Source organism: Roseovarius sp. EC-HK134 (assembly GCF_902498815.1).
Taxonomy (GTDB): domain Bacteria; phylum Pseudomonadota; class Alphaproteobacteria; order Rhodobacterales; family Rhodobacteraceae; genus Roseovarius; species Roseovarius mucosus_A.
This window is the reverse complement of the sequence record NZ_LR701544.1, coordinates 3,476,334-3,501,961: the sequence shown is the minus strand read 5'-3', so window position 1 is coordinate 3,501,961 and position 25,628 is coordinate 3,476,334. Positions and strand designations below refer to the sequence as shown.

Below are 25,628 nucleotides of genomic sequence, written 5' to 3'. Positions count from 1 at the left end.
GCGGCGGCGCAAAGCGCCTTGATTCCGCGCATTCTTGCGTGAGGCCAACGCCTCCTTCTTGTCACCTGGCCAGCGCGTCGAGCACCCGTGCCCAGCTTCGGATGCCTTTGTGAAAGCTCTGGACGTTGTATTTTTCGTTGGGGGAGTGAATGGCGTCATCTTCCTGGGCAAAGCCGATGAGCATGGCGTCAAGGCCGAGCACCTCTTTGAAAAAGCCCGCGATGGGGATCGAGCCGCCCATGCCGGTAAAGACCGCTTCGCGCGCCCATTCGTCTGAAAGGGCCTGACGGGCGGCTTCGAACTCGGGGCGGCTGATGTTCATCACGGCCGCGGGCGAGCCGTCGAGATCCTGATTCCAGGTGATCTTGGCATCGGGCGAGAGGCGATCTTCGACATGTTTGCGGACCTTTTGGCGCAGGCTGTCGGGATCCATATCGCCGACAAGGCGGCAGGTCAGTTTGCAATGCGCCTCGGACGGGATCACGGTTTTTGTGCCGGCACCCTGATAGCCCCCCCAAAGCCCGTTGATTTCCAGCGTGGGCCGCGCCCATTGCTGGACAAGGGCGGAATAGCCCGCCTCGCCATGGGCACGGGTCATGCCAACGGAAGAGAGATATTCGTGTTCGTCAAAACCGCAGCTTTCCCATTGGCGCAGCAGGTCTGCGGGCACCTCATGGACGCCCTCGTAGAAGCCTTCGACGGCGACGCGACCCGTGTCATCGTGGAAAGACGCGATAAGGCGCGAGATTTCGCGCAAGGGGTTGAGGGCAGGACCGCCGTAGTGACCGGAATGCAGGTCGATTCGCGGGCCGGTGATGGTGAATTCATCCTTGAGCATGCCGCGCAGTTGCGAGGCGATGGAGGGCACGCCGGGGGCGACCATGGAGGTGTCGCAGATCAGTGCCAAGTCGGCGGAAAGCTCTGCGGCATTGTCGCGCATGAAGGGGATGAGCGAGGGCGAGCCTGATTCCTCTTCGCCCTCGAAAAAGAAGGTGATGCGGCAGGGGAGCGCGCCGGTCACGTCCTTGTAGGCGCGGCAAGCCTCGACAAAGGTCATCAATTGGCCCTTGTCGTCGGAGGCGCCGCGTGCGCGGATCACTTTGCCATGCGGCGTGTCCTGAAGTTCGGGGGCGAAGGGATCAGTGTGCCAGAGTGCCAAGGGATCAACCGGCTGTACGTCGTAATGCCCGTAAAAAAGCAGGTGCGGCCCAGAGCCATCCGCAGGCCCGTCAATATGGCCCACGACCATGGGGCGGCCCGGTGTGGCACGTTTTTCTGCTTTCACTCCAAGGCTTTGCAGGTCTGACACAAGCCAATCTGCGGCGGCTTCGCAATCGCCCGCATAGGCCTGATCGGTCGAGATGGAGGGGATTCGCAAGAGCCCGGTCAGCCGGTCGAGAGCGGCGGGCAATTGGTCGTCGATGCGGGAGAGAACGGCGGAAAGCGACATGGCGGGCCTTTGGGTTTGAGTATGATTGAGAATGAGGGTATCAGGCCGCGTGGCACTGTCCAGTCACTTGACCCAAGTCAAAGTGGGGGGCAGCGTCAATTTGTAACCTGTTGCGTGAGGGGAATGTATTTTATATCCATTCCAAATATTGAATAGGTGGCCCGGTTCGCCGCCCAAGACCCGAAGGACGGCTGGCCCCGTTTGCCGGTGACGATCAGGAAGGAAACGCCAGTGGATTACGAAGCCAAGCTGGATCAGGCGATCGACCGTTTGCATCAGGAAGGTCGCTATCGCACCTTTATCGACATCGAGCGGACGAAGGGCAATTTTCCCCATGCGGTGTGGCGCAAGCCCGATGGGGCCGAGCAGCCGATCACTGTGTGGTGTGGCAACGATTATCTGGGCATGGGTCAGCATCCGGTTGTCCTTGCGGCGATGCATGAGGCGATTGACGCCACGGGCGCAGGATCTGGCGGGACGCGCAATATTTCCGGCACGACGGTCTATCACAAGCGGCTTGAGGCGGAATTGGCCGATCTGCATGGCAAGGAAGCGGCGCTGCTTTTTACCTCTGCCTATATCGCCAATGACGCGACGCTGAGCACGCTGCCCAAGCTCTTTCCGGGGCTGATCATTTATTCCGATGCGCTGAATCATGCCAGCATGATCGAAGGCGTGCGCCGCAATGGCGGGGCCAAACGGATCTTCCGGCACAATGACGTGGCACATCTGCGCGAGCTGATGGCGGCGGATGATCCCGCCGCACCCAAGCTGATTGCCTTTGAGAGCGTCTATTCGATGGACGGCGATTTTGGCCCGATTGAAGCGATTTGCGATCTTGCGGATGAGTTTGGCGCGCTGACCTATATCGATGAGGTGCATGCGGTGGGCATGTATGGCGCGCGCGGGGCGGGGATTTGCGAGCGGGACCGGCTGATGCATCGGCTGGATATCATCAATGGCACCTTGGCCAAGGCCTATGGGGTGATGGGCGGCTATATCGCGGCAAGCGCCAAGATGTGCGACGCGGTTCGGTCCTATGCGCCGGGCTTCATTTTCTCGACCTCACTGGCGCCGGCATTGGCGGCGGGGGCCAGTGCCTCGGTTGCATTTCTGAAGACGGCCGAGGGCGCGGCGCTGCGGGCGCAGCATCAGACTCAGGCGAAAATCCTCAAGACGCGGCTCAAGGCGATGGGCCTGCCGATGATCGATCATGGCAGCCATATCGTGCCGGTGATCGTGGGCGATCCGGTGCATACCAAGAAATTGAGCGACATGCTGCTTGAAGGCTATGGCATTTATGTGCAGCCGATCAATTTCCCGACCGTGCCGCGCGGCACCGAACGGCTGAGGTTCACACCCTCGCCGGTGCATGGCCCCAAAGAGATGGATGCGCTGGTGCGCGCCATGGATGAGCTCTGGAGCCATTGTGCGCTGAATCGCGCCGAATTGGCGGGCTAACCTCTCTGCACGTGCATTATACCTTGCCTTGTGTTACGGTCTGAGAAAGAAAAGTTCAGAGCTCGAATCGGGACATTTGGGCAGCTGGGCAAGACACTCGAGAGGCAGGGGCGCATGATCGGGCGGCGATTTTCGCGGAAGGCCGAAGTAGAAGAGGTTGAAGCCCGAGGCTTTGACGCTTTTGAATTGCGCCTTGGCGATTTGATGCGCGGCGAGCGCGCGACGCTTGGAAAATCCCTGCTGGATGTGGAACGTGAGCTGCGGATCAAGGCCAATTACGTGGCCGCGATTGAAAATTGCGATCCGTCTGCCTTTGACACCCCCGGTTTCATTCCCGGCTATGTCCGGTCCTATGCGCGCTATCTGGGTATGGACCCAGATCAGGCGTTCAAGGTGTTTTGCGACGAATCCGGGTTTTCGATTGCCCATGGGATGTCGGCAGAGGCGTCTTCGATCCGCAAGGCTGGCCCTGTCAAGCAGCGCAAGGCGGCGCTGCAAGATCCGTTGGTGTCGCCCAATACGCCATTCCTGCCTGCCTCTGAGAGTTTCCTGTCGCGGATCGAGCCGGGGGCGATTGGATCGGCGCTGGTGCTGGTCGTGCTGATCGGGGCGATTGGGTATGGCGGGTGGAGCGTATTGCGGCAGGTGCAGCAGGTGCAGCTTGCGCCGGTAGAGAATACGCCGGTAGTCTTGGCCGATCTTGACCCGTTGAGCGGGGCTGCGGTGATTGCCGATGATCTGCCTCAGGGCGAGGAGGCCGCGTCGGGCGTGTTTCAGCCGCCGCGCGATGAACGGTTGAGCCGGCTGTACCGGCCCAAGGCGCTGGATGTGCCGGTTATGGTGGCGCGGGATGCGCCGATTTCCACGCTTGATCCGCGCGAAGTGGGCACGCTGAGCCCGGTCGCCCCAGAGGCGGATCGCGACAGTGGCATTGCGCTGGCCCTGCGCGAGGCACAAGACTTTGACGCGCCCGGCCCGAACCGGCCGCAGGTGGTGGCCGGAAATTTGGCAGAGGTGCAGGTGGTTGCGGTGCGCCCGGCCTGGGTGCGGGTGCGTGCCGCCGATGGCAGCGTGATCTTTGAGGGTATTCTGAACGCGGGTGATACCTACCCGGTGCCTGCGACGGAAGAGCCGCCGACGCTGCGTGTGGGCGAATCGGGCGCGATTTATTTCGCCGTGAACGGGCAGCACTATGGGCCTGCGGGCACACGAGGGGCGGTCACTTCGGGGTTGGCGCTGACGGCAGAGGGGCTGACCGGGCGCTATGCCTTGGCCGATATCACAGCAGATCAGGATTTGATGCGGTATGTGGCCGAGGCGCAGATCGCGCCTGAGGCTGTTCCGCAGCAATAAGCGACACGCGATTGCCCCTGACCCCGGCACGGTTTATCGTGTGGGAAAGTCACCTTTAGACGAACGGGGCCCGACGCGATGTCGCTCAATCATATCCGCCCGTGGCGCAATATCTACCGCCGCAAATCCCGTCAGATCATGGTGGGCAATGTCCCTGTTGGGGGCGATGCGCCGATCACCGTGCAGACGATGACCAACACCCTGACCACCGATGTGGCAGGCACGGTGGCACAGGTGCAGGCGGCCGCCGATGCGGGGGCGGATATTGTCCGGGTCTCGGTGCCGGATGAGGCATCGGCGAAGGCGCTGAAAGATATCGTGCGCGAAAGCCCGGTGCCCATCGTTGCGGACATTCATTTCCATTACAAACGCGGGATTGAGGCAGCCGAGGCGGGGGCCGCGTGCCTGCGGATCAATCCGGGCAATATTGGCGATGCGCGCCGCGTGCGCGAGGTGATCGCGGCAGCACGGGATCATGGCTGTTCGATGCGGATTGGCGTGAATGCCGGGTCGCTGGAAAAGCACCTTTTGGACAAATATGGCGAGCCGTGCCCCGATGCGATGGTCGAGAGCGGGTTGGAGCATATCCGTATTCTGCAAGACAATGATTTCCACGAGTTCAAGATCAGTGTGAAAGCGTCGGATGTGTTCATGGCCGCCGCCGCCTATCAGCAACTGGCCGAGGCCACGGACGCGCCCATTCACCTTGGCATCACCGAGGCGGGCGGCCTCATGTCGGGCACGATCAAGAGCGCGATTGGTCTGGGCAACCTGTTGTGGATGGGGATCGGCGATACGATCCGGGTTTCCCTGTCGGCTGATCCGGTGGAAGAGGTCAAAGTTGGCTATGAAATCCTGAAATCGCTGGGGCTGCGGCATCGCGGGGTCAATATCATCTCTTGCCCGTCCTGCGCGCGGCAGGGGTTTGACGTGATCAAGACGGTCGAGGCGCTGGAAAAGCGGCTGGAGCATATCAAGACGCCGATGAGCCTGAGCATCATCGGTTGCGTGGTCAATGGCCCCGGTGAGGCGCTGATGACCGATGTCGGTTTTACCGGCGGCGGGGCGGGCAATGGCATGGTCTATCTGGCGGGCAAGCAGAGCCACCGGATGGACAATGCCCAGATGATCGACCACATCGTCGAACAGGTCGAGCGACGGGCCGCCGAGATTGACGCAGAGACAGCGGCGCAGGCGGCGGAGTAGGGGCGGGGTTTGCGGCTCTGCTGCGTTTGCAAAGCGTGGAAAACTTGCTAAGGCAGGCGCGAGCCAATTCCAGCAAAGGATTCCCCGCCCATGAGCAGTATCATCGACATTCACGCCCGCGAAATTCTGGACAGCCGGGGCAATCCGACGGTTGAGGTCGATGTGACGCTTGAGGATGGCACCATGGGCCGCGCGGCGGTGCCCTCGGGGGCGTCGACAGGCGCGCATGAGGCGGTCGAGCGGCGCGATGGTGACAAGGCCCGCTATATGGGCAAGGGCGTGCTGGAGGCCGTGGCCGCCGTCAATGGTGAGATCGCCGAGGCGCTGGCGGGTATGGATGCAACCGAGCAGGTTTCGCTCGATATGGCGATGATCGAGTTGGATGGCACGCCCAACAAGGCGCGTCTGGGGGCCAATGCGATTCTGGGCGTGAGCCTTGCCTGTGCCAAGGCGGCGGCGGATTTTTCCGGCCAACCCCTCTATCGCTATGTGGGGGGCACCTCGGCGCGGGTGCTGCCGGTGCCTATGATGAATATCATCAACGGCGGTGAGCATGCCGACAATCCGATCGACATTCAGGAATTCATGATCCTGCCGGTGGCGGCGGAGAATATCCGCGATGCCGTGCGCATGGGTTCTGAGGTGTTCCACACGCTGAAGAAAGAGCTGTCGGCGGCGGGTCTGGCGACGGGTGTGGGCGATGAGGGCGGCTTTGCGCCCAACCTGTCCTCGACGCGCGATGCGCTGGATTTCATTCTCAAGTCGATTGAGAAGGCGGGTTACCGCCCCGGTGAGGAGATTTACCTTGGTCTCGATTGCGCCGCGACGGAATACTACAAAGGTGGCAAATATGAAATTTCTGGCGAGGGTTTGAGCCTGAGCAGCGCTGAAAATGTTGCATATCTGCAAGCGCTGGTGGCGGATTACCCGATCATTTCCATCGAAGACGGCATGGCCGAGGACGATTGGGAGGGCTGGCGCGCGCTGACCGAGGCGCTGGGCGACAAGGTGCAGCTGGTGGGCGATGATCTTTTTGTCACCAATCCCGCACGTCTGGCCATGGGGATCGAGCGCGGGTGCGGCAATTCGATGCTGGTCAAGGTGAACCAGATCGGCACGCTGACCGAGACGCTGCAAGCGGTCGATATGGCGCATCGCGCGCGCATGACCAATGTGATGTCGCACCGCTCGGGCGAAACCGAGGATGCCACCATCGCCGATCTGGCTGTGGCCACCAATTGCGGGCAGATCAAGACTGGCAGTCTGGCGCGGTCGGACCGGCTGGCGAAATACAACCAGTTGATCCGGATTGAGGAAATGCTGGGCGAGACGGCGATTTATGCGGGGCGTTCGATCCTGCAATAAGCGCGCGCGGGGGGGCGGATTGTAAAATTCCGTTCCCCTCTGCGTGGCGCTTTTGTTTTTCCCGGATTGGTTTTAGGCTTGGTCAAGGCGCGCTGAGGCGTCTTGGCCCGGAGGCTGGTCTGGCATGGGAATCGATGATCTGCGCAAGGATTTGGGCGACCAGACCTGGGTTGATGTCTTGCGCGCCATGGACCGGACCTATGCGGAGCTGGTGGATTATCAGGAGCAGTTGGAGAGCCGCAATGCGGAACTGACCAATCTGCGGCATTTCCTGTCCTCGATCATGGTGTCGATCAGTGATTATCTGGTGGTGGCTGACAAGCATGGCGCGATTGCCGATGCCAGCGCGTCATTTTGCAACCTTGTGGGGATCGAGGTGGCCGATCTGGTGGGGCGGCCCTTGCGCGACTTTGTGGCCGAGGCCGACACCGGGGGATTGAGTGCTGCGGTGGCCGAAACGGTCGCCCTGCGCCGCACCCATACCCAGAGCGCGGATCTGATCACGCCCGATGGTTTGGAGCCGGTGGAATTCAGCATCGCACCGCAGCTTGACCGCCGCCGCAAAAGCACCGGCGTTGTGCTGACTGGGCGGCCACTGGGGGCGCTGAAGCGGGCCTATGCAGAGCTTGAGCGCAGCCATGAGGCGCTGAAACAGACCCAAGGTCAGTTGGTGCGCAATGAAAAGATGGCCTCTCTGGGGCGGTTGCTGGCTGGCGTGGCGCATGAGCTGAACAACCCGATCAGTTTCGTCTATGCCAATACGCATACGCTGGAGAAGTACCTGTCGCAGTTCGAGACCTATTTCGAGCGGGTTCAGGCGGGGGCGAGCCGCGAGGAATTGGTGGCGCTGCGCGAGGCGTTGAAGCTGGATCGCAATCTCAAGAACCTTGCGCATGTGGTGCAGGGCGCGCGCGACGGGGCCGAACGGGTCCGCGATATTGTCGAGGATTTGCGCCGGCTGTCGGCGGATGGGGCGGGCGAAATGACCGATTTCGATCTGCTCGAGACAGCGCGCATCGCCGTCAACTGGATTGAGCGCGGCAGCAAATCCGATCTGCGGATCAGCTATGAGGGGCAGGCGCCCTGCATGGTGCGGGGGCGACCGGGGCATATCCAGCAGGTGTTGATGAACCTCGTGCAAAATGCGGTGGATGCGATGGAAGGCATGGAGGCACCCGCGCTGCGGCTTGACCTGCGTGACGAGGGCGCGCGCGCGGTGCTCGAGATATCCGACACGGGGCCGGGGATTGCGGCGGCGGATGCGCAGGCGATTTTCGATCCGTTCTATACCACCAAGGAGGTGGGCAAGGGCACGGGGCTTGGCCTGTCAATCTCGCATAAGATTGTCGAGGAACATGGCGGCACGTTGGAACTGGTCGAGCGGGCCGGGCCGGGGGCCTGTTTCCGCCTGAGCCTGCCACGGGGAGGGGCGGCATGAATATTCTTTGGCTGCAATCGGGGGGCTGTGGCGGCTGCACCATGTCGCTTCTCTGTGCCGAGGATCCCAATGTGCTGGCTTTGCTGGCGGGGGCGGGATTGGAATTTCTGTGGCATCCGACACTGAGCGAGGCCACCGGCGCGCCGGTGCGGCGCATGTTGGAGGATATTCGCGAGGAGCGTCAAACGCTCGATATTCTCTGTGTTGAGGGGTCTATTCTGCGGGGGCCGAATGGCACCGGGCGGTTTCATATGCTGGCAGGCACCGGGCGGTCGATGCTGGACTGGCTGCGGGATCTGGCACCGCGCGCGGGGCATGTGGTGGCGGTGGGCACCTGTGCCACCTATGGCGGCGTCACCTCGGCGGGTGAGAATCCCGCCGATGCGGTGGGCGTGCAATATGACGGGGCGCATGTGGGCGGCGCGCTGGCGGCGGAGTTTCGGTCACGCTCGGGCCTGCCGGTGATCAATGTGGCGGGCTGCCCCACCCATCCGGATTGGGTGACAGAGACGCTTTTGATGCTGGCAGCGGGCGAGATGCGGGCAGAGATGCTTGATGGTTATGGGCGGCCGCGTTTCTATGCGGATCACCTTGTGCATCATGCCTGTCCCAAGAATGAGTTTTATGAATACAAGGCCAGTGCGACGCATCTGTCGGAAATGGGCTGCATGATGGAGCATCTGGGCTGTGTCGGCACGCAGGCGGTGGGGGATTGCAATATTCGCGGCTGGAATGGAAAGGGCAGTTGCACGCGGGCGGGCTATCCGTGCATCAACTGCACCGCGCCGGAATTCGAGGAGCCGGGCCACGGCTTTGCCGAGACGCCGAAATTCGCAGGGATTCCGGTGGGCCTGCCGTCTGACATGCCAAAAGCCTGGTTCATGGCACTGGCGAGCCTGTCGAAGGCTGCGACCCCGCCGCGCATCGCGCGCAATGCGGTGGCCGACCGGATCACCGTGCCCCCCAGCCTCAAGAAACCCAAGCCATGAGCGACACGCAGCTTTTGGTTGGCCCGTTCAACCGGGTCGAGGGGGATCTGGAAATCCGGCTGGATGTGGCGGAGGGCCGGGTGCGGTCTGCGCAGGTGAATTCGCCGATGTTTCGCGGGTTCGAGCGGATGCTGTTGGGCAAGGGGGCAATGGATGCGCTGACCATCACGCCGCGCATTTGCGGGATCTGTTCCATCAGCCAATCGGCGGCGGCGGCACGGGCCTTGGCGCAGGCGGCGGGCGTGGTGCCGGCCCCTGAGGGCGAGAAGGTGGCGGCGCTTTTGCATATGGTCGAGAACCAGGCCGATCACATGACGCATTTCAACCTGTTCTTCATGCCCGATTTCGCGCGCAGCGTTTATGCGGGGCGGCGTTGGCATGCCCGCACCGTGGCGCGGTTCACGGCGATGCAAGGCTCGGCGCTGCATGGGGCGCTGGAGGCGCGGGCGCGGCTTTTGCATATCGTGGGCCTTTTGGGGGGCAAGTGGCCGCATACGCTGGCCATTCAGCCTGGAGGGGTCACGCGCGCGCCCTCCTTGCGCGACAAGCTGCGGATGCAGGCCAGTTTGCGGGCCTTTCGCGCCTATCTGGAAGCCGAGATGTTCGGCGCGCCGCTGGAGGCGTTCATCGCCTTGGAGAGTGTCGCTGCGCTGGAGGCGTGGGACACTGGGGATGTGGCGCTTTTCTTGGAGATTGCCGCCGACCTAGATTTGGCGGGGATGGGGCAGGGATCTGGGCGCTATCTGTCTTATGGCGCCTATCCGAGTGGTGAAGGGCCGGTTTTTGCGCGCGGTGTTTGGGCTGGGGGCGCGCTTGGGGTTCTGGAGACCGCGCAGATCACCGAGGACCTGAGCCATGCCTGGATGCTGGGTGAGGCGGTGCATCCGGAGGCGGGGCAGACTGTGCCCGACGAGGCGATGCGCGATCCCGGCTATAGCTGGTGCAAGGCCCCGCGACTGGGGGGCTTGGGCTATGAGACCGGCGCGCTGGCGCGGCAAGTGGTGGATGGGCATCCTTTGGCGCGGGCCATGGCGAGCGAGGGCGGGGTGCGGGCGCGGATCATCGGGCGGCTGTTGGAGATTGCGCGCACGCAGGTGGGGATGGAGGAGAGGCTGGCCGGGATTGATCCTGCATCAAGGTTCATGGCCGACTGGGCCCCGCCGCGTGACGGGGTGGGGGAAGGTTTGGTAGAGGCGGCGCGCGGCGCGCTGGGCCATTGGTGCCGGATTGAAAAGGGGCGCATTGCATCTTGGCAGATCATCGCGCCGACCACATGGAATTTCAGCCCGCGCGATGCGGGCGGCGTGCCGGGGCCGCTTGAGGCGGCACTGGTCGGCGCAGAGGTGCAGCCGGGCGAGGAGACGCCGATTGCCGTGCAGCATATTGTGCGCAGTTTTGATCCCTGCATGGTTTGCACGGTGCATTGAGCGGGGCGTGGGGGCGCTGCCCCCGTCGCGCCGATGGCGCGACCCCCCCGAGGTATTTGAGGCCAGATGAAAGGCCGGGCTATGGATGAAGGCTGGCGTATCCGGGTGCGGGGGCAGGTGCAGGGTGTGGGATTTCGCCCCTATATCTGGCAGTTGGCGCGGCAAATGGGGCTGCGTGGCCGCGTGTTCAACGATCCTGAGGGGGTGTTGATCGAGGCGGCGGGCGAAGGTCTGACGGCATTCGTGGCGGCTATTCCCGCGCGCGCGCCGGTTTTGGCGCGGGTCGATGCGGTTTTGCACGAGGTGGCGGTGTTCGATCTGCCCGACGGGTTCGAGATTGCGCCAAGCCGGGGCGTGGGGGCCGAAACGCGGGTGACCCCCGATGCGGCGACGTGTCCCGACTGTGTGGCGGAGGTTTTCGCGCCGGGACGCAGGCAGGGCTATGCCTTTACCAATTGCACCCATTGCGGGCCGCGTTTCACCCTATTGCAGGGGCTGCCCTATGATCGGGCGCGCACCACGATGGCGGCGTTTCCGATGTGCGACGCCTGTCGCGCCGAATATGAAGACCCCGCCGACCGGCGGTTTCATGCGCAGCCCGTAGCCTGTCCTGAATGTGGCCCGAGGGTTTGGCTGGAGCCGGGGGGTGGCGATGCCGTTGCGGGGGCGGTGGCCTGTGTCNATGTAATGTTGTAATCAAATAGTCAAGCAGATTTGAGGATGATTCGACATGCCTGAGCAAAAAAAGAAGATCGGTCGCCCGAAGACGGACACCAAGCCCGTGATGATCCGAATGGAACCCGAGATGATCAGTGAGATTGATGCTTATCGACGAACGTTAGATGATGTCCCGACCCGCCCGGAGGCGATGCGGCGGATATTGGCGGATTTTCTGGAAGCATGGAGAGACGGCAGAGATTGAAACCTGGCGGTTCTGGCATACCATGCGAGATGATAGGGGGAAAATTTGGCAGGGACACCGCCCAAAACCTCCGCAAACTGGTGCAAGACCTTTCTCATTCTAGCGCCGCAGAAAACGCGAAAGAGCCTTACAAGAAAGGTGCTCCCCGCGAATTCAGAACAGCTATTTATGCGCTTGCAAACGTTTGTTTTTCAAAAAATTTGGCGGGATGCGGGCCCTCGTTAAATCTGGCGCGAGGGTCCGCTTTTTGGAGGGGCTGGTTGTGGTCGGCCTTCAAGGCGAGCCAGTCCGAGACAGACGATCAGATCGCCGTGAGGCGGGCTTCAGTCACAGATGAATAAAATCCCATCACAGCTCACTTTCACCCTATGATGATCGTGCGCCAATATTGTCGAGCGCAGATTGGGCTTTGTCCCTTTGATATCCAGAAGGAAGCATGCCGATCCGTGTGCTGGCATAGATTGAGAGCTTCTCCAGCCACGTATCGATCACTCGCTTTTGCCCGTCATCCAAGTGATGACCCACCACGCCATAGTTTCGCACGATTTCCGCAAGAGTCTCGAACGGATAGTGCTGCGGGTCGTTCTGGCGCAGGATCTTGTCAGTAAGTTCGATAGCCTCTTTGAAATCCCTGAAAAGGTCGACCCCGGCGCGGTTGTTTTTTTCCGCCCGCAACATCAGAAACTTCGCACGCCGGTCGTTGAGTTGGCGCCGGTCGAAAGTCTTACTTGTGCGGCGTTCGAATTCCTTGGCTTCTCCATAGCCCTGTTCGAGAAGCTTCTCGGCGACGAGAAGGTCGCTGGCCGCGCATTTGGCCATGTGCCATTGTAGCCAAAAAAGCGGCATTCGCCTGATTTGCTGTTCCTGCTTGTTATGTTCGAAGAACCGGTCGATTTCATCCTGGTCGGTTACGACATCGGAGAGGATTGAAAACCGCATCATCTGATTGAACATGCGCTGTTCGAACGAGTTGCGATAGGTCGCCGCAAGATTCCTTAACAAAGGGACTATAGCTTCGACGATTTCATCATCTTTGAAAAGGTTTTGCAGGATGTTCTGGGCCCCGATCGAGGGGACAGTTTGGATGAACTCACCGGTCCGGCGCACGAGACGGAAGGTGTCATTTCCGGCCCGCGCATTCAGGTTGTCGATGATGGCGCCATAATCGGTCTCCATCGCATTGCTGAGAAAGGAGACCGGTGCATTCTCACCTATATGAGTGACATAGAGCGCGATGATGATCGCTTGGCGTTCAGTCTGGCTAAGTGATAGCTTGTTGAATTCTTCTCGATACCGACTGGCAACGTAATCTGACCGGAGCAACCTCATGAGGAAATGCGGCAAGCTTGCTTGGCAGGTGCTCTGAATGAAACGCAGCCGCGTGGCGGTATCAAGCGCGTGAAAATCACGCCACCCGGCGATTTGATCGGCGAGGTCGCTCAGGGCTTGCGCCTCGTTCTCGTCAAGACGGGCGAGGGGCATTTTCCGAAAACTTCCGAAGCCTTCGAGCGTTGCGAGGCCATTAGGGTTGGCATCGGTCGCCACGGCCCGGCTGGTGAAGATCAAGACGCCTTCCTGCCCATCAAACTGACGGGCGATGCTGGCAAGCCGTTCTGCTGGCAGATCAAAGCAGTTCTCGATGATCAGTGTGGCGTTCGGCGCATGGTGCAGAATGTCTGCGACCTCGTTCAGCACGGTTTCATAAGCTTGGCGCATTTGGTAGACAGGTCTTGCCCCCGACAGGCGATAGGCAAGATCGGCTGTAAGCAGAGTCTTGCCATCGCAGGGGTATCCCTCAAGAAGCACGATGCGGCCACCACCTGCGATGGCAGCCAGAGTTTCCTGTATGACGCTGCGCTGTATATGGTAGTCGGATACATCGTTGGACGCATCCCGCGCGAGTTGAGAGGGTTCGACCTTGCCGTAAAGAAACAGGTCTTCGATTTGAGCTTGCGTAGGAACGGTAGTCGCGGGGTCTGGAGGTGTGTATTTCGCGAAACTGGCGAGGCGCGGCTCTTTCAGCGCATCCTTGGCCAGAAGTTCCCTTAAAGTGGTGGCAAACCCAGCCCGGCCGGTGAATAGAGGCGTGCCAAGCCGATTTTGTGCCGCAGTGACATCGGGATCGGCTTGAGCGGTCGGGCGGTTGATGAAGAAGGCCTTTTCACGCAAGCCGGTCAGGTCGTTGATTGCTTGGTTGAGGTGGAAATCACCGGCATTAAACCCGACGAAGACCACAATCTGAGCCTGATCGATGTCGCGCCGAAAGCGGCTGAGCCACCTTTTTACGAAGGTAAGCTTTGAGTAGCTTTCGGCGCCAAGCACGCAGCTTTCACGTATGTTATGGATGTCCCATTTCTGCACATAGCCGTGCAGATGGATGATCGGGAGATTTGGTATGGCCGTTCCGGGATCGTCGGTGTTGTTGAGAGCCTCGGTCGGCTTATTCGTTGCCTGCGCCGCAATTTCGAGCGCATTGTCGTAATTTGTCGTGTAGACCGCTTGCCAAGGATAGCGTAACAGATCGGCCATGTCAGAAGTTACATTGGAAACGGTGAAACGATCTTTCAGGAGTTTCATCATGCCGTTGTCGGCAATCTTGTCCCACAAGGCATCGGCAGCGTTTTTAAGATCCCTGTATGGCGGCTCCTGCCTGAGTTCGGTATTGAATAGATTGAGGAGCTGTGCGCCCGTGCCGAGCGTTTCATCCGGCTTGAAATTCAGACAATCCGCAGAAAATCCGGCACCGCAAAATAGGATGCCACCGCCGTTGCGGGCCAGGTTTAAACGCCTTTGGAATTTCTCATGTGAATCGGTCGGCATGGATATGGACTCCTAAGTTGTATTTAATTTCGGACAAGTCGTGTCAGATTTTCACTGCGTTCCCTCGGATGTATCATTCTTTTTACATGTCTAGGAGCCACTTTCGACGCACCATTCAGCTTGCTGCGGCAAGCATTAATGACAGATTTAGTAACGCTACGCTGCTGAGTTATGGGGCTTGTTGAAAAAACGGCTTGGCTCTGGTTGTGTGGGAAAAGGTGGCCTTCGTTTTCAGCTGAACAACTGTGCAGCATCCTGACCGCATTTGTTTGTGATTGTCCAACTAGGCCCCTTGATACTCATCTCAGTGGTGCGGAGGCCGGTCGTCACGTGTCGTCAGATCCGGAAAAGCCCGGAACTGATGCAAACGGCAACGGCATGGATCTTGGATTTTACACCGAGACGTGAACATGCGCGGCGCACATAGAACGCGACTGTTGCTTCTGAAAGCCCGAGGAGTTTCGCTGTTTCCCATGTCGTTTTCCCTTGGGCGGCCCATCGAAGAACCTCGAGTTCGCGGGGAGCGAGATATAGCGCGGCCGGTTCCTGTCCTTCTTCAACCTGTTCGACTTGACGGTCCTGTTTTCCAGGGGGAGTGCCATCATCGGGACCGGCCATGTGGTGCCGGACAGGCGCTGTTGCGCAAGGTATGAATGACCAGCTGACAGAAGGTTTGGTATTTGTTCTCGTGTGGCGCCCATAGGCGCTTGGTGTGGCGGTATCTGTAAATCTGAAATCGTAAAACATCACGGCACCCCTTACTTGATGAAGAGGCCCCGGCTCAGCAGCCGGGTGTTGGAAACCTCGCACACGGCACGAGGCGCCGCCACCTTTGGGCAGAGCCTTGGACATACGTGACGGCCACCCGGCCAAGAGAACTTGACCGGCTCGTGTGTTGCGGAGTTTCCACGCCCCGAAGCACGGATTTTGCCGTGCTCTGGTTTCAATATCGCACGCGGCTGAGGAGGACGCAAACGCGATACCTCTTTTTGAAGGTATTTTCGGTCGGGCAAGGTGATGAAATATCGACGTTATTCAAAACGACATTCGCATGAGGTTCCGACATGAAATTCTATTCCGCTTTTTTATGCGCGGTGTCGGGGCTTGGCTTCGCCGCATCAGTGCTTCCCGCGTCTGCCGAACCCGCGACCTGTGTGCTTGAGGTCGGGGGGCAATCCTACATAGACGGACCTTGCTCTTTCGAGCGCCTGTCCAGTGACGACGGTAGCTTCAAGATCATGGACACCGCGGGCGACTATTTTGCCTATGTGTATGTTGAGGGCGGTGGGGCGACCGCGCACTGGAACGAGTTTGCCGGTGTGAACCGTGCCCACACGCCGCTCGGCGCGCTGCGGCGCGACGGGGCCTGTTGGACCAGTGACAGCGCGCGCATCTGTGCCATGGCGGCAGAACAGAGTGCCGATGTTTCGCCGATGGGCTCATGGGATTGCGAGATCATGGGGTTCACGCTGGATGATCGAACATACAAGAATTCCTCCGCTCCGGCTGCGGCTGTCCAAGGCATCGAACGGATTGCGGATGATGCATTCGGGGTCACGCTGGAAGATGGATATCGTTTCGCCCTTTTCGATGTGACGGCGGACCGGCTGGTCTGGCATTCACCGGCCAGCGGCGACACTTTTGAGTGCCGTCGGGAATAGATGGTTGCCGAAATCCAGGCCGTTCGGTTCCTCCGAGATGTCCCGATAATCCCAATTGCAGGTCTGACCGGTGGCGTGTTCCTGCGCGGCTGAGAAGCTTGAAATCCCTTTGCCAGTGGAGTTCCGCGTATGAAGAAAGCAACATTTACCCAAGGCTACGATCTCATTCCCGACGGCGACCAGTCGGTCGTTAGCTTTAGCGGCGATGGGGTGTCATGGGCCGCATATGTTGTCCTTCCGATCGTTTTGATCTGGCCCTCAATGCTTTTCTTTTCCCCTTTTTGGTTCATCCCGTTGGTGCTGATATCGGGGATTGGGTATCTGATTTACCTGACGTTCCAGCGCCAGACATTCACGCTGACGAAAGACGGTATCGTGAAGGGCGGAACCGAATATGACCGCGACAAGATTTCGGAGATACTGATCGATAACCCCTTGGACAGCGCGATCTCGGTCACCGGAAGCCCCTCAATGATTGTCGGCGGCACCGGCGTGGCGGGCGCTTCGATGGCGGCAATGGGCGTGATGGCGAATGCGACGACCTCGGCCGCTCTGGGTGCCAGCATGGCAATTTCCCGATCCTCGGCAAAACGCCGCTTCCGTGTCCGGATCCGATATGGGGCAAAGCTGATCACATTGGCTCGCAACCTCAAGCAAGACCGCGCCATCGCGATTTTTGACCTGCTGACAAAGGAATAAATCACGCGCGGCGTGGTGGTGCAGGAAACTTCTCGAAAATCCAAATGGCAAGGAAGGCACCGCGAACGCGGCGATTGCCGCCCTATTTCAATTTCCCGATGAGAGGATCGATCTATGAACAAGACATTCACACTGGCATTGGGGCTTGGCCTCGCCTTTTGGTCACCCGCGATGGCCGAGACTTACCTGAATCCCGACAGGCCCTGGTGGGGCACGTTCTTTCAGGCCGTCGACGGCGTGACGCCTGATTATGAGTCGCTTGCAAGACGAGACCCCGCCTATCTTTCTGCGGACGAGTTTGATCGAGCAGCGGTGCTTCAGGAGGTGATTGCCCGCTTGCAGGGAGAACAGGCGGATATCGACGTCGCAAATGCAGTGGTCACCATTTCGATCCGCGCGAATCTGGGCGATTATAGCGTCGAGAAAAGCGGATTTCCCGTGAGCATCTTCTCGCAGAACATGCACATGAAGTATGACTTCAATCAGTTGTTCTTTCGGAATTGGTCAGATTTCAACATTTTTCCGGCAACGACCGAGGAAGGCCGGGCGCTTCGCGAGCGGATCGGGCAGCAGGCAGTGGCGGCGGAAGTGACCATGTCCAACTTCCAGAAATCGACAACGCGGCCAAATGCCTACGACGGTTTTGTCACAAAGGTTGCCTATTTCGCCCAAGACGGCCTCCCACTCGCCGAATTTACCGCGACTGAAGATGCCCCGCTCTCCGATGAGGTTTCTGCGGATCTTGTGACAGCTGCACGTGCGCGGATAATCGAGGCTTCAGGTATACCCGCTTTGGGGACGTCGTGGATTGAGGCAAAGGACTTGTTGTCTGAGGCCTATCCATATGTCGCCAGCGATGATTTCGCCTATACTGCGAGGGGCAAGATGGTCGCCTATCGCTATGACGCCGGACAGGTTGTGACGGATGAGGCCCACATTGCTGATCGCCCGTTCCGTGTCTTCCTCCAGCAGGTCGACGGCCCCTGGAGGACAACCTCGGGATTCAGCAGTGATTCCGTGATGGCCGGCATGAACAGCGCGTATTCCGTTGATATCAAGGGCACCGGGCCGGGGCTTGCCTGCTATACACCTGAGACCCACGATCGCTGTGCCGTGCTCGAATTCTCGCCGTCGGATGGTGGCCATGTTCTGACCCGTGCCTATGGCATAATCGAGATGGAGCGCACGAATTCAGCTCAAGCGGCGGTCGAGGCTTTCATCGGTAGCGACGCAGCTGAGGCCTTGGACGGCTTCTCCGCGAAACTCGGATATGATCCTAAAGAGGTGAAACAAGGCATCGCTGTCCAGTTTGGCGGAAATGGCGGAGTCGAGGCGTATGCGGCGGGGGCAGGGGCAACGAAAGATGTCACCCCGTTCTACGACCCGCTCGAAAATACCAGGGGCGTGAATGCGATCAACCGAGAGATCGCGATCTTTGCAGTCGAGGGTGCCGAGGCACGGATGCCGATCATCTTCGTCCTTCAGTAGTTGCGTGTGTCACGAGTATCGCCCCGCCGACCTTCTGTCCGGCGGGGCATTTTTACGTTCGTGAACAAACCCCTAGAATTCGGGAGTGAAGCCCACGTCTTCTTCCGCGTCCTTTTCCTTTTCCTTTTCCCAGTCATTGTCCGGTGACACCACGACGGCCATATAAGCCGCCTCGAATTTCCGGGCTTCCTCTCCATCTTGCGTGATCTTGGTGGCCTGCTGGTCAATGACGACGCCACTGCGGTCCGCAAATTTGACCGCGACCCTCATAGATTTCGCCAGAAATTTCACGCGCCAGCCAGGTTTCCGTTCTGCCGCGACCCTGCAGACACGGCCAAGTAGCATCCCGACGGTCAATCCAGAGGCAGATTCAATAACTTGAGGATCCGGTCGAGCTTCACATTTTGCTTCTGCTGGTTCTCGTGCGTGATCCGCATTTCTTCCGTGATCTGTTTCTCCGTGCTTTCCATCTGGGCGGACAGCTTGGTCAGTTCCACCTGATACTGTGCCTGACGATCCGACAGGTCTTTCAGCAAGTTGGCGATCAGCTCGCCCAGCGATTCCCGTTGGTTGTCCGGTCGATCCAAAAGATCCAGCAGGGCGTGCAGAGCGAGGACGTGCCGGTCCATCGTATTTATCTGATCCCGAATGATCTGCAGGTTCGCAGGAAGTTCGAGGGGCGTCTTGTCTGTTGATGATGTTGGCAACGATCGTCTCCATGATTGGGGTTTTGAAAATTTGAAGCAATTGGTCGAGGTCGATACGGTCGCGCAGACGGCGAAGCTTGTCTGTGAACTGAAGGCGCTTTTGCAAGTGGCGCGGTTCCCAGGCCTTTCCGAGTAGGCCGCCGAAAATCGCACCTTCTGAATTGGTGAACTTGAATGCCGGGACGTCGTGCCGGTTGGCCACCATCTCAACCTGAAAACCGCCGGCCTGTGTTGCCAGTGCGTCATTCAAATCGGATAGCGTTGCGGGCTGTCGTTCACGGAAGATGTTCTGCAGATCACAATGCAGTGCCGCATGGTTGGCTTCCTGCAATCGGCGCTTTGGGGTAATAGGATCAAGTCGGGGTGGGGCCGTTTCGTCAAAATACTCAGGCGCAGGCAAGCCCAGCATTTCGCAAAGATACCGGTGGGCATCCTCTGCCTTTTTCTCTGATCCGGACACGTTCACAAGACGACCCGCGAAATCCCGGAGGACGATGGCCGTGTGAACATGGTCGCAATCGGTATCCCGATGCCTTTTTGAAAACCAGGGCGTCATCTCCGGATCAAGACCGATGACCTTCATGCCAGCCTTGATAATTTTAAGCCACGTGCTGCGTGTTACCCTGACGCTCTTGGGCAGAGACAAGGTCATATGCAAAACCGGCTCAGGCCGCGGATCGTCAACCATGAGCGCACGGAAACGTTGAAATAGATCGCGGCTTCCGAAGTTCGGGATCGTTCCGCCAATGGGTTCGGCATCCGCCTTGTTGATGTAGCGGTTCAGCTTGTCAGGATCGCCGTGCCAGTTCAGATATGGGCGCACGAGGTCATCTCCCGCAATTCTTGCGTGACCGCATCGCACGTCGCCATGATCTTCTTGATGACCTTCTTTTCTGCGGGCCCTGTCAGACGACGTTTGCGAAAGTTGTCTTCCTCCGCCTCGCACAGCACCTCATTGCATAGAAGTGACAGCTGACCGATACGAAGGGCGATTTCGGACAAATGCACTGGTGCGCCCAGCAGTGCGCAATCGCGCAAATAGGACGCTCGCGTGTTGTATCGCGCCAGTTCAGATTTGAGTTCGATCGTGGTCTTCTCGGTGTCGGACACCTTGAACTTCATGTCTTCTGTTCTTTTCGCCATTGGCTTTCTCCGCCCAAAGTGACGGTGAACTTCTTGCGCGTAGGATCAGCCTGATTATTGTTTCGTTTGTCCCGAACATCGCCTTGCTGAGCGTTTTCCCGTGTGCTTAACTTCCACCTTGATGCCTCTGACATAAGGAAAATGAAACGTATGTCATCGGGCGATATTGGAGTATCGCGGGGGACAGGTCGCTATTCTGTGGATAACCTCTGAGTCTTGACCTCCAGTCCGAGAGTCAGGGTCATCTCTGGAAGTTTCTGGCATTCCTGTCCGAGTGGGGCGGCAGATAGCAGTTACTTTTTACCAACTACCCTCAAATTGTCTTGCCGCGACAAGAACCTAAAGCGGGGGCCCGTTTTTTCAGTTTTTTGATTTTCGGAGTGACCGATTACGGGAAAATTAAAATGCGTTGGGCTTGCCTGAAACGTAAGCGTCCGGTGTCCCCGCTCTGACGGAGTGATGGAGTGCCTGCTAGATGTCCACCATCGATAGTGGACATCTTGAGGTTGGTTATGGCGGGCAAGAAGGGCCAGAAGAAGCGGGTTTGGTCGGACGAGGAGAAGCGCACGATTTGCGCTCAGGCGCGGGTTTCCGGGGTCTCGGTTGCGCAGGTTGCTCGGCGCTACGCAATGAACACCAACCTGATCCACAAGTGGCTCCGCGATCCTCGGTTTGTATCCGAGGAGCACGTTGCGGATTTGTCGGTGCCTGAGGATGCAACGTTTCTTCCAATCGAGATTGCGGGCATAGCCCCCGCTCCAACGGCACCCATTGCGCCCACCCCTTCGACAGGTTCCGTCACCGCGCAGCGCGTGGACATCACGTTGTCGGATGGTCGGCGGATATTGGTGGAGGGTCCGACTGCGCTGTCAGCGATCGTGGCGATGGTCTCGGGACTGGCGCGATGATCCCGGTGCCGAGCAACACGCGGGTATGGCTGGCGGCCGGCGTCACGGACATGCGACGCGGTTTCAATACGCTGGCGGCACAGGCCGAACAGGTTTTGGCCGAGGATCCATATTCGGGCCACATGTTCGTCTTCCGTGGTCGCCGGGGTGACCTTTTGAAGATCATCTGGTGGGATAGCCAAGGGGCCTGCCTGTTTACAAAGCGCTTGGAACGGGGCCGGTTTGTCTGGCCTGCTGCCAAGGAAGGCAAGATCAGCCTGAGCCCATCACAACTATCGATGCTACTGGAAGGGATCGACTGGCGGACCCCACAAAAAACCTGGCGACCGCTGGTCGCCGGGTGACATGAATCATCAATAAAACATGGGATTTAGCGCAGTTTTGCGTTCCCTCTTAAGAGGCGATCCGGTATAAATTATGCCATGCTGGAGGCCTTCAAATCCCTGCCCGAAGACCCTGATGAGCTGCGCTCTGTCAGCGCGCAAATGCTGCAGCATATCCAGTCCCAAGCCTATCAGATCGAGAAGCTGAAGGCCGAACTTCATGGCCATCGCAAGGCGCGCTTCGGGGCGAAGTCAGAGGCGATGGATCAGCTGGCGCTGGATCTGTCGGAAGACGATGAGATCGCGCAGGCCGCAAAGGATCAACACACCGGGCAGCCACCCAGTGACGATGAGGCCCCAAACAACAAACGCCAGCACAGCCGCAAGCCGCTGCCAGATCATCTGGATCGGGAAGATGAGGTCCTGTCGCCGGGCGAGGCATGCCACGACTGCGGCGGCGCCCTGCGCCAGGTGGGCGAGGACGTGACCGAAGAGCTCGATTACATCCCGGGGCACTTCGTGGTGCGCCGGTTCATCCGCCCCCGCATGGCCTGCACCTGCTGTGAAGCCTTCGCCCAGGCCCCGCTGCCGTCCCGCCTGATCGAGCGCGGACGGCCCGGTCCCGGCCTCGTGGCGCACATGCTGGTTGGCAAATATTGTGATCACCTGCCGCTTGAGCGGCAATCCAGGATCTACGCCCGTGAAGGGGTGGACTTGCACCGCTCCACGCTGAGCGATTGGGTCGGGCGCACAACCGCCTTGCTGGAGCCTCTGGGCGAGCATATTGGCAAACTGGTCCGGGCGGGACCCGCCCTGTTTGCGGACGACACCCCCGTAAAACTGCAGGTGCGCGCCAACACAACGAAGACCAAAACGGCCCGGCTCTGGAGTTATGTCCGGGACGAACGCCCGTGGTGCGGGGCAGCACCCCCCTGCGCCTGGTATCAGTTCAGCGTCGATCGGAAGGGCGAGCACCCCGCCAACCATCTTGCAGGCTATACCGGCACGGTCCATGCCGATGGCTTCGCCGGGTTCAATGGCCTGTTCGGCAAAGGCAAAGTAAGCGCCCCGTTGATACCGCAGGTTATGCGGCTTGACTGTCCGTCACAGATACCAGTGGTGCCCAATGCCAGGGCAGCAGTTCATCCAGCCGGTTGATCTTGTGATCATGGATGCGGTCGAGGATGTCAGCGAGATATGCCAGCGGGTCGAGGCCGTTAAGTTTAGCGGTCTCGATGATGGTCATGGCGCGGGACAGGGTTTCCGCACCGGTGTCGGCCCCTGCAAATAACCAATTTTTCCGTCCGATTCCAATCGGGCGCAGGGCGCGCTCGGCGGGGTTGTTGTCGATGGCCACGCGACCGTCGGTCAGGAACAGGCTGAAGGCCTCCTGCCGACTGAGGCCATAGCGGAAGGCTTTGGCCACATCGCTTTTGCCTGGAATGCGCAGGAGCTGCTGTTCGGACCAGGCAAAGAAGGCCTCGACCTTTGGTCGGCTCAGCTTTTGCCGCGCCGCATGGCGGAGGTCAGCAGACTGGCCGTTGATGTCGCGCTCGATGTCGTAGAGCTTGCCGATCCGGTCGAGCGCCTCGCGGGCGATCTCGGACTTGGTCGAGGTCCAGAAGTCATGGAAGTCGCGCCGCAGGTGGGCCCAACAGGCGGCCTCGCGCAAACGCGGCTAGCCATCGGGGTCAGGCTTATAAAGCTTGGCATAGCCCTTGTAGCCGTCCGCTTGGAGGATGCCACGGGCGTTGGCCAGATGGCTGAGGACATGCTCTTCCTTCCAGTCTGGCGCGAACCGGTAGACGGCACCCGGTGGCGATGCCCCCACCCAAGGGCGTTGATCGCGCACATAGGCCCAGATCCGGCCTTGTTTGACCCCGCGGCCAAGCCCCTTGTCGCGCAATGACCGGTCCAGCACCCGGATCGGCGTGTCATCTGCGTGCAACAAGTCGCTGGCCATGATGTCCGCCTCGATCCGTTCGATCAGTGGCGACAGGGTCTTCATGGCACGGCCACACCAACCGACAAGCGTGCTTTCGGGGATGTCGGCCCCCATACGCGCGAAGATCTCGTGCTGGCGATACAAAGGCAGGTGATCGTCAAATTTGGAGACCAGCACATGGGCCAGCAGGTTCGGCCCCGCCATGCTGCCCGGGATCGGACGACTGGGGGCCGACTCCTGCACCATCCGTTCGCAGCGGCGGCAGGATTTCTTGATCCGGGCGATCTGGATCACCTTCATTTGGGCGGCGATCATGTCCAGCAATTCGCTGACATCCTCGCCTACCACGCGCAGGTCGCCGCCGCAGTCAGGGCAGCATGTGCCGGGGTCCAGTTCACGCCGCTCGCGCGGGGTCGTATCCGAGACACGTGGGCGGCGGCGCAAAGCGGGTGCATCGGCAGCTTCCGGTGACGGTTCATCCCGCCCTTCGTCGATGGGCGCATCATCTTCCTCAGCCACCGCTACCAGCAGGTCTTCGAGTGCCAGTTCCAACTGCTCGATCTCGCGTTCGATCTTCTCCGAGGACTTGCCGAAGGCCAGTTTCTGGAGTTTGGCGATCCGCAAACGCAGCGCCTGAACCAGTTGGTCATGCACCCGCAACGCGGCCGATATCTTGACATTCTCAGCCTCGATCCGGGCATTTTCCGCCTGCAAAACTGCGATCATGGCCCTCAATTCGGCGGGATCATCAGGCAGATTTTCGACAATAATTGACATGCAACTGACTACCAAAAGTCAGGCCAAAGCACCATATAAATAACGCTAATGGGCGCGCAAAATCATCCGACACGCGCAGGCGGAACGCCCCAATCGGGACGCCGCCAATCGATCCCTTCCCACAGCATCGCAAGCTGCGCAGAGGTCAGCCGTATCGACCCATTCGCAGCACTCGGCCAAGGAAAGCGTCCGCGCTCAAGCACCTTGTAGTAGAGGCAAAACCCCTGGCCATCCCAATAGAGCAACTTGATCCGGTCCCCCCGGCGCCCACGGAATGCAAACACTGCGCCACTGGCGGGCTTCTGATGCAGGACGTCTTGCGCCAATGCCGCCAGCCCCGCGATCCCCTTGCGCATGTCCGTGACACCGCAGGCCAGATACACACGCACGCCAGTCCCAGGCCCGATCATGCGGCGTCCACCACGCGGATCAGGGAGGTCAGCGCTGCCGGGTCCACAGTGCTGTAAAAGTGCAAACTACGCCCACCCCGCAGGCGCAATTCAACCGCGGTCGCTGGAAGCGCCTCAGCAGCCGGTGGCTGCGCCACCGGCACTCCAGACGTCACTGGCATGTCCAACGGAAAGAAAAGCGCCCCGGTATCAGGCGACCACAGACCCTTCTTCTTCAGCTCATGCCGCCATTTGTAGATCTGCTGCCGCGTCACCTCATGGCGTTGCGCAACCTGCGTCACTGTCGCCCCGCCAATCCCAACCGACAGGACAATCTCGAGCTTGTCCTCATCACGCCAAAGTCGCCGCCGCTCAATCCCCAGAATTTCGCCCCGCATCGCTGATCCCCCATAAGACACGTCGCAAGCGACGTCGCTAAACACGTGTCTTAGAGCAGGACGCAAAGGTCAGGCAGGCGGTGCCAATGGCGCGGTTACAAGGCAAAGCCGATGAGCAAGCCTGCATCGTCCATGTGCGCCGCAAGTTCGCCGACGAGGTCGAGCGCACTGGCTCACCCATTGCCCAACAGGCGATCAAACAGATTGCGCAGCTTTACGCTGTGGAGAAGGAGGCACGGGGGAAATCCCCCGAAGAGCGCGTGGCCCTGCGGCAGGCCAAGGCCAAGCCCGTCTTCGACGCGTTGGAACTCTGGCTGCAGGCACAGCTGCGCAAGATCTCTGGCAAAACCAAACTGGCACAAGCCATCCGCTATGCCCTGAACCGCATGCCCAAGGCGCGCGGCTATCTCAGCGACGGGCATCTCGAGCTGGACAACAATACCTGCGAGCGGTCGATCAGACCTATTGCCCTTGGCCGCAAGAATTACCTGTTCATGGGGTCAATCGGGGGCGGAAAAGCGGCCGCCATCGCCTACACGCTCATCGAGACCGCCAAGATGAACGGCGTCGACCCCGAAGCGTGGCTCACATGGGTCCTCCAGCGCCTGCCTGATCACAAGATCAATCGCATCGACGAACTCATGCCCTGGAACTGGCAGGCCGAAAACGCCTGACAACGCGGCTCAACCGGACGCTTACCCTGAAACTCTGGCACGTTCAGAACGTTCCGCCGCCCGGATACAGATACGGATGGGCATC

Annotated in this window: 21 protein-coding genes and 3 pseudogenes; 16 read left to right on the top strand and 8 right to left on the bottom strand. The window is 59.8% G+C overall.

Translation table 11 applies throughout. The features are described from left to right. Window positions 1-61 precede the first annotated feature (61 nt). Window positions 62-1,450, bottom strand: a complete 1,389-nt coding sequence (locus tag GC127_RS20750) for a M20/M25/M40 family metallo-hydrolase (protein ID WP_151979478.1) — start codon at window positions 1,448-1,450, stop codon at window positions 62-64. Between the two features lie 231 nt (window positions 1,451-1,681). Here GC127_RS20750 and hemA point away from each other — a divergent pair, with 231 nt between their 5' ends. From hemA to GC127_RS20705, 9 genes and pseudogenes are all read left to right on the top strand, one after another. Then, on the top strand, window positions 1,682-2,911 hold the full coding sequence (gene hemA / locus GC127_RS20745) for a 5-aminolevulinate synthase (protein WP_081506515.1): 1,230 nt from the start codon (window positions 1,682-1,684) through the stop codon (window positions 2,909-2,911). Window positions 2,912-3,025: 114 nt separating this feature from the next. Continuing rightward, window positions 3,026-4,264, top strand: coding sequence for a helix-turn-helix domain-containing protein (locus GC127_RS20740; protein WP_008282521.1), 1,239 nt, complete (start codon window positions 3,026-3,028; stop codon window positions 4,262-4,264). Between the two features lie 78 nt (window positions 4,265-4,342). After that, window positions 4,343-5,470, top strand: a complete 1,128-nt coding sequence (gene ispG / locus GC127_RS20735; protein WP_151979477.1) for a flavodoxin-dependent (E)-4-hydroxy-3-methylbut-2-enyl-diphosphate synthase — start codon at window positions 4,343-4,345, stop codon at window positions 5,468-5,470. A gap of 90 nt (window positions 5,471-5,560) precedes the next feature. After that, window positions 5,561-6,835 (top strand): phosphopyruvate hydratase, encoded by a 1,275-nt coding sequence (gene eno, locus GC127_RS20730; RefSeq protein WP_151979476.1) that lies wholly within the window; start codon window positions 5,561-5,563, stop codon window positions 6,833-6,835. A 124-nt stretch (window positions 6,836-6,959) separates the two neighbouring features. Next, window positions 6,960-8,273 carry a sensor histidine kinase gene (locus GC127_RS20725; protein WP_151979475.1) on the top strand — a complete coding sequence of 438 codons (1,314 nt, stop codon included), beginning with the start codon at window positions 6,960-6,962 and terminating at the stop codon, window positions 8,271-8,273. Then, window positions 8,270-9,262, top strand: a complete 993-nt coding sequence (locus GC127_RS20720) for a HupU protein (RefSeq protein WP_151979474.1) — start codon at window positions 8,270-8,272, stop codon at window positions 9,260-9,262. Before GC127_RS20725 ends, GC127_RS20720 begins: the two co-directional genes overlap by 4 nt. Then, window positions 9,259-10,689, top strand: a complete 1,431-nt coding sequence (locus GC127_RS20715) for a nickel-dependent hydrogenase large subunit (protein ID WP_151979473.1) — start codon at window positions 9,259-9,261, stop codon at window positions 10,687-10,689. Before GC127_RS20720 ends, GC127_RS20715 begins: the two co-directional genes overlap by 4 nt. Before the next feature lie 81 nt (window positions 10,690-10,770). Then, window positions 10,771-11,370 (top strand): annotated as a pseudogene (locus GC127_RS20710) (acylphosphatase); the annotation flags it as partial. Window positions 11,371-11,419: 49 nt separating this feature from the next. Then, window positions 11,420-11,611 (top strand): hypothetical protein, encoded by a 192-nt coding sequence (locus tag GC127_RS20705; protein WP_151979470.1) that lies wholly within the window; start codon window positions 11,420-11,422, stop codon window positions 11,609-11,611. A 366-nt stretch (window positions 11,612-11,977) separates the two neighbouring features. Here the strand turns inward: GC127_RS20705 and GC127_RS20700 are convergent, their stop codons facing one another. Together GC127_RS20700 and GC127_RS20695 are read right to left on the bottom strand one after the other, a co-directional pair. Continuing rightward, window positions 11,978-14,431 carry an SIR2 family protein gene (locus GC127_RS20700; protein ID WP_151979469.1) on the bottom strand — a complete coding sequence of 818 codons (2,454 nt, stop codon included), beginning with the start codon at window positions 14,429-14,431 and terminating at the stop codon, window positions 11,978-11,980. Window positions 14,432-14,767: 336 nt separating this feature from the next. Beyond that, window positions 14,768-15,178 (bottom strand): response regulator transcription factor, encoded by a 411-nt coding sequence (locus tag GC127_RS20695; RefSeq protein WP_199861295.1) that lies wholly within the window; start codon window positions 15,176-15,178, stop codon window positions 14,768-14,770. 317 nt (window positions 15,179-15,495) lie between these two features. Between GC127_RS20695 and GC127_RS20690 the strand changes: the two genes are divergently transcribed. The 3 genes from GC127_RS20690 to GC127_RS20680 all read left to right on the top strand — a co-directional run bounded on the left by GC127_RS20690 (window position 15,496) and on the right by GC127_RS20680 (window position 18,279). Then, window positions 15,496-16,092 (top strand): hypothetical protein, encoded by a 597-nt coding sequence (locus GC127_RS20690; RefSeq protein ID WP_151979468.1) that lies wholly within the window; start codon window positions 15,496-15,498, stop codon window positions 16,090-16,092. A gap of 129 nt (window positions 16,093-16,221) precedes the next feature. Beyond that, a complete protein-coding gene (locus GC127_RS20685; protein WP_151979467.1) occupies window positions 16,222-16,791 on the top strand; it encodes a hypothetical protein in 570 nt (189 codons plus the stop codon). A 114-nt stretch (window positions 16,792-16,905) separates the two neighbouring features. After that, window positions 16,906-18,279 (top strand): hypothetical protein, encoded by a 1,374-nt coding sequence (locus GC127_RS20680; RefSeq protein ID WP_151979466.1) that lies wholly within the window; start codon window positions 16,906-16,908, stop codon window positions 18,277-18,279. Window positions 18,280-18,351: 72 nt separating this feature from the next. Here GC127_RS20680 and GC127_RS20675 read toward each other — a convergent pair whose 3' ends face one another. Then, entirely contained in the window at window positions 18,352-19,809 is a 1,458-nt protein-coding gene (locus GC127_RS20675) for a hypothetical protein (RefSeq protein WP_151979465.1), read from the bottom strand. Continuing rightward, window positions 19,794-20,108 carry a hypothetical protein gene (locus GC127_RS20670; RefSeq protein ID WP_151979464.1) on the bottom strand — a complete coding sequence of 105 codons (315 nt, stop codon included), beginning with the start codon at window positions 20,106-20,108 and terminating at the stop codon, window positions 19,794-19,796. Before GC127_RS20670 ends, GC127_RS20675 begins: the two co-directional genes overlap by 16 nt. Window positions 20,109-20,641: 533 nt before the next feature. Between GC127_RS20670 and GC127_RS20665 the strand changes: the two genes are divergently transcribed. The 3 genes from GC127_RS20665 (at window position 20,642) to GC127_RS20655 (ending at window position 22,518) form a co-directional block, all read left to right on the top strand. Continuing rightward, window positions 20,642-21,037, top strand: coding sequence for a transposase (locus GC127_RS20665; protein WP_151979463.1), 396 nt, complete (start codon window positions 20,642-20,644; stop codon window positions 21,035-21,037). Continuing rightward, entirely contained in the window at window positions 21,034-21,381 is a 348-nt protein-coding gene (gene tnpB / locus GC127_RS20660; protein ID WP_071675879.1) for an IS66 family insertion sequence element accessory protein TnpB, read from the top strand. The genes GC127_RS20665 and tnpB (GC127_RS20660) overlap by 4 nt, the downstream gene beginning before the upstream one ends. Window positions 21,382-21,522: 141 nt before the next feature. Continuing rightward, window positions 21,523-22,518 (top strand): IS66 family transposase, encoded by a 996-nt coding sequence (locus GC127_RS20655; protein ID WP_254700213.1) that lies wholly within the window; start codon window positions 21,523-21,525, stop codon window positions 22,516-22,518. Here the strand turns inward: GC127_RS20655 and GC127_RS20650 are convergent. The 3 genes and pseudogenes from GC127_RS20650 to GC127_RS20640 all read right to left on the bottom strand — a co-directional run bounded on the left by GC127_RS20650 (window position 22,445) and on the right by GC127_RS20640 (window position 24,869). Continuing rightward, window positions 22,445-24,082 (bottom strand): annotated as a pseudogene (locus GC127_RS20650) (IS66 family transposase). The gene GC127_RS20655 and the pseudogene GC127_RS20650 sit on opposite strands and share 74 nt — an antisense overlap. A 62-nt stretch (window positions 24,083-24,144) precedes the next feature. Beyond that, on the bottom strand, window positions 24,145-24,492 hold the full coding sequence (tnpB, locus tag GC127_RS20645) for an IS66 family insertion sequence element accessory protein TnpB (protein WP_151979462.1): 348 nt from the start codon (window positions 24,490-24,492) through the stop codon (window positions 24,145-24,147). Further along, the gene (locus tag GC127_RS20640; protein WP_151979461.1) at window positions 24,489-24,869 is read right to left on the bottom strand and encodes a transposase; all 381 of its coding nucleotides are present in this window, start codon (window positions 24,867-24,869) and stop codon (window positions 24,489-24,491) included. Before GC127_RS20640 ends, tnpB (GC127_RS20645) begins: the two co-directional genes overlap by 4 nt. Window positions 24,870-24,970: 101 nt before the next feature. Here GC127_RS20640 and GC127_RS20635 point away from each other — a divergent pair. Beyond that, window positions 24,971-25,543 (top strand): annotated as a pseudogene (locus GC127_RS20635) (IS66 family transposase); the annotation flags it as partial. Window positions 25,544-25,628 lie beyond the last annotated feature (85 nt).